Annotated in this window: 6 protein-coding genes and 3 pseudogenes; 5 read left to right on the top strand and 4 right to left on the bottom strand. The window is 44.2% G+C overall.

The genetic code is table 11. The features are described from left to right. The 4 genes and pseudogenes from ACUU1I_RS17865 to ACUU1I_RS17850 form a co-directional block, all read left to right on the top strand. Nucleotides 1-172, top strand: a pseudogene (locus tag ACUU1I_RS17865) (integrase); the annotation flags it as partial. A gap of 349 nt (nucleotides 173-521) precedes the next feature. Continuing rightward, nucleotides 522-884: a bactoprenol glucosyl transferase gene (locus ACUU1I_RS17860; protein ID WP_000915539.1), complete on the top strand. Its 363-nt coding sequence runs from the start codon at nucleotides 522-524 to the stop codon at nucleotides 882-884. Further along, a complete protein-coding gene (locus ACUU1I_RS17855; RefSeq protein ID WP_000703648.1) occupies nucleotides 881-1,798 on the top strand; it encodes a glycosyltransferase family 2 protein in 918 nt (305 codons plus the stop codon). Before ACUU1I_RS17860 ends, ACUU1I_RS17855 begins: the two co-directional genes overlap by 4 nt. A gap of 12 nt (nucleotides 1,799-1,810) precedes the next feature. Next, nucleotides 1,811-3,076 (top strand): hypothetical protein, encoded by a 1,266-nt coding sequence (locus ACUU1I_RS17850; protein ID WP_000688544.1) that lies wholly within the window; start codon nucleotides 1,811-1,813, stop codon nucleotides 3,074-3,076. Nucleotides 3,077-3,142: 66 nt separating this feature from the next. On the opposite strand, the gene ACUU1I_RS17845 is transcribed toward ACUU1I_RS17850, so the two are convergent. Beyond that, nucleotides 3,143-4,855 (bottom strand): phage head-binding domain-containing protein, encoded by a 1,713-nt coding sequence (locus ACUU1I_RS17845; protein WP_001279737.1) that lies wholly within the window; start codon nucleotides 4,853-4,855, stop codon nucleotides 3,143-3,145. A 121-nt stretch (nucleotides 4,856-4,976) separates the two neighbouring features. Between ACUU1I_RS17845 and ACUU1I_RS17840 the strand changes: the two genes are divergently transcribed. Then, nucleotides 4,977-5,237 carry an Arc family DNA-binding protein gene (locus tag ACUU1I_RS17840; RefSeq protein ID WP_000287051.1) on the top strand — a complete coding sequence of 87 codons (261 nt, stop codon included), beginning with the start codon at nucleotides 4,977-4,979 and terminating at the stop codon, nucleotides 5,235-5,237. Nucleotides 5,238-5,254: 17 nt separating this feature from the next. On the opposite strand, the pseudogene ACUU1I_RS17835 reads toward ACUU1I_RS17840, so the two are convergent. The 3 genes and pseudogenes from ACUU1I_RS17835 to ACUU1I_RS17825 all read right to left on the bottom strand — a co-directional run. Further along, nucleotides 5,255-6,091, bottom strand: a pseudogene (locus tag ACUU1I_RS17835) (hypothetical protein); the annotation flags it as partial. A 180-nt stretch (nucleotides 6,092-6,271) separates the two neighbouring features. After that, nucleotides 6,272-7,990, bottom strand: a pseudogene (locus ACUU1I_RS17830) (lytic transglycosylase domain-containing protein); the annotation flags it as partial. Then, nucleotides 7,991-8,929, bottom strand: a 939-nt coding sequence (locus tag ACUU1I_RS17825) for a phage DNA ejection protein (RefSeq protein WP_449144869.1), incomplete at its 5' end; no start/stop codon positions are given.

Below are 8,929 nucleotides of genomic sequence, written 5' to 3'. Positions count from 1 at the left end.
GTCAGTGTTACAGGAAATGGGAGGCTGGGAGTCTATCGAAATGGTTCGTCGATATGCTCACCTTGCACCTAATCACCTTACCGAACACGCACGGCAAATAGACTCGATCCTAAACCCATCGGTCCCAAATTTGTCCCAGTCAAAAAATAAGGAAAGTACTAATGATGTGTAACTTATTGATTTAAATGGTGCCGATAATAGGAGTCGAACCTACGACCTTCGCATTACGAATCTGTAGCACCAATCATAACTATCTGTTTTAGCAAGCATTAACCGCATTCACTAAGATATAGTTGATGGCACAAACAGAAAGTTGATGAATGATGTTGCCATATATATGTCACAAATACGGCACAACGATCTTCAAACATATAGCCACACATTCACAGAAGAGCACAAAGCCTTGCAATCCAGTGCAAAGATTTGTGTGCCAGAGTTTTTCTCATCAACTACCGCAAGTATCGATCGATTGAGACTTGGATGATAGACTTCATGCCTTTGATTATTAGCTGATAGAAGAAATGTTAAAGCTATTTGCAAAGTACACATCTATAGGCGTGCTGAACACACTTATACACTGGGTGGTTTTTGGTGTATGTATCTATGCCGCGCATACCAATCAGGCTATGGCAAACTTCGCAGGTTTCGTTGTGGCTGTGAGTTTTAGCTTCTTTGCGAATGCAAAATTCACATTCAAAGCATCAACTACAACGATGCGCTACATGTTATATGTCGGGTTCATGGGAACACTGAGTGCTACTGTTGGATGGGTTGCTGATAGATGTTCACTTCCTCCAATTGTCACTCTTGTTACCTTCTCCGCCATCAGCTTGGTGTGCGGTTTCGTCTATTCAAAGTTCATTGTCTTTAGGGATGCGAAATGAAGATATCTCTTGTCGTTCCTGTCTTCAATGAAGAAGAAGCGATACCAATTTTTTATAAAACGGTACGTGAATTCGAAGAGTTGAAGCCATATGAAGTAGAAATTGTTTTCATAAATGACGGAAGCAAAGACGCTACGGAGTCAATCATTAACGCTCTGGCTGTTTCTGATCCGCTAGTTGTTCCGCTGTCATTTACACGCAACTTTGGTAAAGAACCAGCATTGTTTGCAGGGTTAGACCATACAACCGGCGATGCCGTGATTCCAATTGATGTTGACCTGCAAGACCCGATTGAGGTTATTCCTCATCTTATTGAAAAGTGGCAGGCAGGTGCTGACATGGTGCTTGCTAAACGTTCAGACCGCTCAACTGATGGACGACTGAAACGTAAGACAGCTGAGTGGTTCTATAAATTACACAACAAAATAAGCACCCCAAAAATAGAGGAAAATGTCGGAGATTTTCGACTCATGTCTCGTGAGGTTGTGGAGAACATTAAACTATTGCCTGAGCGCAATCTTTTCATGAAAGGCATACTGAGCTGGGTTGGTGGTCAGACAGATGTCGTTGAATATGTACGCACAGAGCGTGTTGCTGGCATCTCAAAATTTAATGGCTGGAAATTATGGAATCTGGCACTGGAAGGTATCACAAGTTTTTCAACCTTTCCTCTTCGCGTATGGACTTATATAGGCTTGTTTGTTGCAAGCATTTCATTTTTATATGGTGCATGGATGATTATAGACACCATTGTCTTTGGTAACCCAGTACGCGGGTATCCCTCCATGCTTGTATCAATACTTTTCCTGGGTGGAGTGCAACTGATCGGGATTGGTGTTCTCGGTGAATATATAGGTAGAATTTATTTAGAAACAAAATCAAGACCACGGTACTTAATTAAAAGCAGAAAATAACAGGATGATCTTATGAAGATATTCATAATGCGCAATTGGCACAAGATATCAATTTTTATACTTGCATTTACTTTGATTTGGCTTAGGCGCATTGACATTTTGACAAATGCCCAGTTTTGGGCTGAGGATGCAGTTTTTTGGTATAAAGATGCATACGAACAAGGTTTTTTCAGTTCACTCATAACCCCAAGAAATGGTTATTTTCAAACAGTATCAACACTCATTGTTGGTGCGACGACATTTATTAATCCAATTTACGCACCATTATTATCAAACTTTTTTGGAATAATAATTAGAGCTATAATTATATGGTTCTTATTTACCGATAGATTTAAATTCCTAAGCACCACATCAAAAATCTTCATCTCTGTATATTTAATTTGCATGCCCGGGCTTGATGAAGTCCAAGCCAATATAACAAATGCTCACTGGTATTTATCATTGTATGTTGCAATGATAATAATATCTGAAGAATCCAAGTCAAAATTATGGAAAGCACATGATTTATTTTTTATAGTATTATCTGGATTGAGCGGTCCATTTATTATATTCATAATTGCATCATCTGTTTTTAAATATTTACACTTATCAAAAGGAGTAATAAGCATAAGAGGTTTATACTTATTTTATACTCGACTGCCATATTTGGCAATGATCTTGTGTGGGCTGATACAGGCAACATCAATAATTCTTACATTTAATGGAACAAGATCACATGCTCCATTAGGATTCAGTTTTGATGTTATGTCATCTATAATATCATCTAATGTATTTCTTTTTTCATTTGTCCCTTGGAATATCGCTAATGCTGGATGGGATAATCACCTTTTATCGTACACACTATCAACTTTAGTAATTACATTATGTGTTTTCATTTATATTAAAGGAAATTGGCAAATGAAAGTGTTTGCCACCCTTCCAATACTTATTGTCGCATTTTCTATGGCAAAACCTCAACTGGCAGATTCTGTTCCTCAACTGCCAACACTTGCAACCGGAAACGGGTCAAGGTATTTTGTAAATATTCATATTGCAATTTTTTCATTAATATGCGTTTGTTTGTTTCAATGCATAAAGAATAAAACCTTAAAAATATTCTTTAAAATCTATGTTTCAGTCATCCTTATTGCAATGATAAAATTAAACTTTTTTATAACCCCTCTTCCTGACATGAACTGGTCTCAAGGAGCAGAATTAATAAATAAAGCAAAACATGGAGAAGCCGTCTCATTTACAGTGCTCCCTCCATGGTTAACTCTTGATTTAATAAAAAAATAAAACTTCACATTAATAAATAACAATGAATCCGCCTCCCTACGTATTCCCGTAGGGAGGCTGTCGTGTTTATAGTAGCCTGGTAATGCTAAATGCAAACGAACTGGAGATTCCTGCTCCGCTAAGCGTATTGCGCAGGGTCACCCTAAATGTATCTACACCAATATAAGTAACATCACAACTAACTGAATCAGGCGCAGATATAGGTGTTATCTGAACCACATAACCATTAGTAGCTGCTGCGAGCGGATGAGAAAACGTTACATCATACACACCAGTAGCATGCGCGTTAACGGATGAAACACCCGGCGCAATGTCTACACTACCATTGGCGTTAATTCTCCCTGAGCGCGTAACTGACTCTGCAGAAACCGATGTGGCCTTACTGGTTATTTCCATAAAGGTGCAACCAATATCGATCAATTCGCAATTGTTCCCTGTTATCCAGTATGGTCGATCTGCACTTGGCTGATAATCCCCTGCGCTCTGGAACGTTGTGCCATTGAGTAAGACTATAACTTTTCCCCCACCTGAGCTTGTTACTTGTATATTCGTGTGCGTGTAGCGTTCACTGCTCACGCGATGAAAATTTCCACCGTTTATAACTACCGTTACAGGTCGCGTCCCAGTATTATCTATAGCAAGGTCTGCCCCCCCGGCATTAGCCTCGAAGTATGGGTTGTTTAACACCAAAGCACACGAACCGTTAAGGCCATTTATGGCTAATTGCGCACCACCTGTACCGGAATCCCCCTGAGTACCATTTCCTTCACAAGTCAGGCTGTTGATAGTAGTTCCTGCCCCCCATCTATCACCAAGTATACCCCATCGTGTATTCTGGCTTGCAGTTAATCGGTTAACTGTAATGGCATTAAGCTCTGACCCTTCACTGGAGTTAAGTGCGCGCCAGCCAATACGGTTACCCTGTAAGTACACATTATCTAACTCTGACGTTAACACCGAGTCTGTACGCAACCCTTCGCCGGTAGTGTGCCCATAAGACACAATGTTCTCTAATTTAGTGTATGCTTTATTGGTTACGAGAAGACCGTAAGACGATCCCGAACCTTTAAGTGTAATGTCCCCCAGATAATCATAGGCGTGTACACGTTGGGTTGCCCCGACTGTATCACCGAGCATCTTTAAGTTGAAATCCGAGGCATGGCAGTTAAATATCGTTTCTGCCATATTTTCTCCGGAATAATGAGCACGGACTCCTGTCGAACCAATAAATTTAGCGTCATAGTTGCCGTAATCAAGAACGAGTGGTGACGCGATATCGTACACCCCTTGCTTTATTTTTAATGTTCCACCGAAAGGCCACGATGTAAGCGGGTCTTGATATATTTCATTTTTTATTGCAAATAGCTCCTCTTGGAGATTTTTGCCGCTATTAGTGCCAATGTGAGCAGCTCCTTCATCTGATTGAAGTAACTGCTTTAACTGATCAGGATCGTACTTCAGCACATTCTGAAAATAGAACTGCTGCGAACCATACGCATCATATACAGCCATTGAATGGCCTTGCTCAGTTACAAATTTGGCAATCTGCCCGTTGTACACAGGATATCCGGCAGCATTGATAACAATTGGCTGAGAAACAGGGACGTGAGATCCGTCTTCATTCTCTACATAAACCTGAATCTGGTTTTCAGGATTTACCGGGTCAGTGTCAATTTTTCCGATATAAATTTTGCCATTGGCTACGGCTTTAAAAGAACGCGCCATAGTGAAGAGTTGCGAAGGCATGCTGACCACAACATTTGCGGCGATATCTGACATTTCATTGCTCCAGACGAATGATATGATGCAATCATGATGTGATTGCATACCGAAATGGCACTATTGAATATTTATCCAGTAGGTTACGATGCCATTCCACCCAACTGGTGAGGCATCAAGGATGTACAGCAAATACGACGAGGCACAGTTTCACTTGAGACTTCCGCATGAACTCCACGCGAAAATTAAACAGTGTGCGAAGATGAATAACAGTTCGCTGAACTCAGAGATAATTGCAGCGATTGAAGAATCATTGGCTAAACAAAGCTCTGCATCAGTTTACATTGACGATGCAGAGCGTATGGCAGAACAACAATCTGATATGGTTAAGAAAATTGTCTTTGATACGCTCAAGGAGCTATATAAAAAAGACAGCAACTAACCATCCGTGGCTTTCCGTTACTTCTGGTTATCATCACTGTTCATCCAGTACATGATGCCTAGCCTTGATATGGTTTTCTTATCTGATTCTGGAAGTGAGTTGTAAAACGAGCGCCAAGCAGAAGAGCGTCTTACAGTTGTATCAACGATGCTTTCTGGTGCTTGTTTTACTGCCAGCCTTGCTGCTTTCTGGAATTCTGGTGAGCTAATTAGCTTTTCTGCAGATTCAATTGATTCAGCGCCGCCCATCGCCCTGATTTTGCTGGCGACTTTTGCCCCAATTTCTGACCCAGCAACAGCACCTACTGCACTGAACGGTCCTGACACAGTTGAACCAACCGCAGTGCCAATGCGTTGGGCATGGTTAGCAACAAATTCATTTGCCGCAGTGACGCGATTAAACCGTTTGACGAACTCGTTTAGTCTTCCTGTAGTTATCTCGTAAGATTTTGCATCTTTGATAGCCTTTGCGACCTTATATACATCGTTCAGACCTGACATAGTCTCTTTTGGTAAATGTCTGGCAAGATTGCGCATCTGCCCGTTTGCTAACATGTTTTGATACCAGTCAGCAAACCCTGCAGGATTAAAATCAGCGCCACGTTTTCCGTTCGAAAGCATATCCCGAAGACCTGTTCCCAGTAGCTCGGTTCTTAGCTTCCTGGACGGCGTGTTTTGCATCAATTCACGAAATCCTTTGGCATCGCCTTTCGACATTGCCTGTAGTGCTGTAGTTGCTTTGCGAGAAACATCACCGTTCAGCGTTCTGCCAGTTAGATTAATCATTTGCTCTTCCATGCTTTTTCGCATCTGAACAAGCCTCTGAGCAACTTCAAAATCACGTAATGCATTTGTCTCTGACAGCGCCGCCTTTTGATCATCGGCGAGCGAACCGTAAAGCCTCGATAAAGCAGCGCGATCAGCATCTTTATATGGTCCAGAATTCTTATGAAGTGCATCACCAACAAGTCGTCGTTGCTTATTGAGATTTGCATAAGTTAATGCGCCGTTCTTGCCTGGATTAACTGCCCGAAAGACTCTCTTTTCAATAGGGTCAAGGTTTTTCATCCCGCCAAGATCTTCTGCCACCTGTTTGAGCATTGACCTTGTTGATGGCGCATCAATTTTTGCACCTGCAGGCATCGCCTTTTCAACATTGCGATAAAGCTGGTCGCTTCGTTTCATCAGCGCAGACATTCTTCCATTGACCGTATCAATAAACTTGTCGCTCATACCAAGAGCATCTTTTGCACCGGAAACGCGATCAATTATCTCACCCGCGCCCTGTGCTAGCTGCCTGATTGCTTCATTTTCCTGCACCTGTAGAGCAGAACCCGCACGGGACTTGATTGCTTGCTCAACTGCCTTGTATTGCTCGTTCCCGGAAAAGTGTGAAGGGAGTAATGAATCAACATTAAGCCTTTCAGCAGACTCCAGAACTTCAGCCTGAGGATTGATATCTAGTTCATCAAGCGATGAAGCGAGATTTGGCCTTTTTTGTGCTGCTACTGTGCGAACGACTTCCTCTGGGTTCTTCGTCGCAGGCGTCATTGGTACACCTTGTGCTACTCTTGCCTCTGCGGCATGAACCGCAGGATTTGTTGCTGCAGCGGCATCACCGGAGAATGGTGATGTTTCTGTTGGCGCAGTGGTCGCTCTCTGTGCAGATGTTTTATTGCCACTAATTATATTTGATGCACCACGAACACCACGGGTAACACCATTTATCAGGCCATGCGTAGCAATGCTAAGTCCGGCATTAATAGCGGCATTTTCGGCAAAATCACCCCGTTGATTCGCCGCGTCAGCGAGAGAACCAATGACCATGTTTCCAGCTACACCTGCTCCAGGAACAAGATAACCGCCTATTGACTCTCCAGCTTGCGCGTAGGGGTCTGTCGGTCTGTCTACTGGACGATAAACATCATCCAATACTTTTGGCCCCCCAAGCCCCTGACTGATTGCATTAATCAGACTTGCGCCACCCTGCAATACGTCAAATGGTATGTTTACCAGACCACGACCAGCCTGTTCTGCAATTTACCCTGCACTTTGACCACCAGTGAGCCAATCGCCAGCTTGTTGCATCAATGATGGTTCTTCCCGTGTTGGTGCATTATTGGCCTGATTAACTGTTTGTTGCTGAACAGGTTTCGGTGCGACAGAACTTACGGGTTGAGGTGGCTGCTGACTGGCTGCCTGCTGCTCAATCTGAGCAAATGGATTATTTGGGTCTGACTGCACACCTGATGCCGATACTTGTTCGGATGACTGTACTTCCAGTTGTGCAAACGGGTTGTTAGGGTCTTGCTGAGGATGTACCTTTGCAGAGGTGGCGCGCTGTTCGACTGTTGAGTCTGTCACCGGGTCACCAGCCCATTGAGCAAAGCGATCATCAACGTAACCGCGGCCTTCAGGTCCTGGCGTATATTCACCACGCTTTGCCTTCATAACGTTGCCGGGACCGTCGTGATAAGCCTGAAGAGCGTCACGCCAGTTACCAAACTGCTGGTATATCTTTGCCAGATAGCGCGCGCCAGCGTCAGCCTGATATTCGGGGTTTTGCATTTGCTCATCGGTATAACCCATATCACGCCATGTCCCAGGCATGACCTGAGTCAATCCTACAGCCCCGGCGGAGCTTACTGCGGCAGGGTTGTAAGAAGACTCCTTGGCACCCAGTGCAGTCATCAACCCTTCTGGCACACCGTAACGTGCGCCAGCCTGCTCTAACAAATCACGGTAATTAGCCATTTACTGCCCCAAAGATGGAAGATATCCGTAGCGATTAATGAAGTCGATTGACAGCTCGGGGTGCTGCTTCAGGTAATCTATAGAAGCCTGAGGCGCTTCCACTCGCTTGATACCGTTTTGCTGAACGTACTTACCAACCGCCTCATTACGCTTCTGGTTGAGCGTGTTCAGGATGACGCCAGCGTTGCGACGAAAGGACTCCTCGCTCTGCGAGTTCTGCAGCGAACCAACAGCCTGGTCGAGCTTTTTGCCCTCGGCATCAGAAAGTGCGCCCATGCCTCGCATGGCCTGAACCGCTGTCAGGTATGCTTGGGATTTAAAGGTATCAAGTCGTGCCTGAGTGTCTGCAGCCTGTGAGCCTGGAACGTTGGGGATTACTCCACGTAAGCCTGTAATGCTCTTAAGTGAAGGAGAACTAACGATATCGTTCAGAGTTAACATGCTGGTTGTGAGGGTGTTGATGCCGTCTTTGTAGCCATCATTTAGCGCTTGCTGCTTCTGCTGCAACTGCTGGTTGTTGGCTGCTATGCGGCTCTGTATTTCCTGGCGCTTCAGGTCGTTAGTTTCTGCTGATAGCATCCGGTCAAGGCGCTTATTTTCGTTGTTAATGCGGTTTGTTTCTGCGTCCAGATTAATGCGCTGCTGACCTAAATTCGCCTGGATATCTTGCCCGCGCATTGTGATTGCCTGATTCCGAGCGGCGGTTTGCGAATCCAGGTCCTGACCGCGCATGGTAACCTGGCGACCCTGCATTTTATCCTGTAGGTCAAAGTATTTTTCGGGTCCGAGACTGTTCATCCCCAGGTGATCGACAAATTCGCCGAACTGCCGCGGGTTCTGTTGGTACATCTGAGCGACGTCCTGAGGATTAACGCCAACACGAGCTAACTCACCGGCGTTGTTTTGCAGCCATGATTGCATTGCTTCTGGAGACGATGA

The organism is Shigella sp. SIG3 (assembly GCF_053555855.1).
Note: the sequence above shows the minus strand (reverse complement) of the source record. Positions and strands in the feature narration are given on the sequence as shown.

Bases quoted from the DNA above. Each gene is read 5' to 3' on its own strand.
- ACUU1I_RS17840 (WP_000287051.1), top strand. From the start codon at position 4,977: ATGTACAGCAAATACGACGAGGCACAGTTTCACTTGAGACTTCCGCAT.
- ACUU1I_RS17860 (WP_000915539.1), top strand. From the start codon at position 522: ATGTTAAAGCTATTTGCAAAGTACACATCTATAGGCGTGCTGAACACA.
- ACUU1I_RS17850 (WP_000688544.1), top strand. From the start codon at position 1,811: ATGAAGATATTCATAATGCGCAATTGGCACAAGATATCAATTTTTATA.
- ACUU1I_RS17845 (WP_001279737.1), bottom strand. From the start codon at position 4,855: ATGTCAGATATCGCCGCAAATGTTGTGGTCAGCATGCCTTCGCAACTC.
- ACUU1I_RS17855 (WP_000703648.1), top strand. From the start codon at position 881: ATGAAGATATCTCTTGTCGTTCCTGTCTTCAATGAAGAAGAAGCGATA.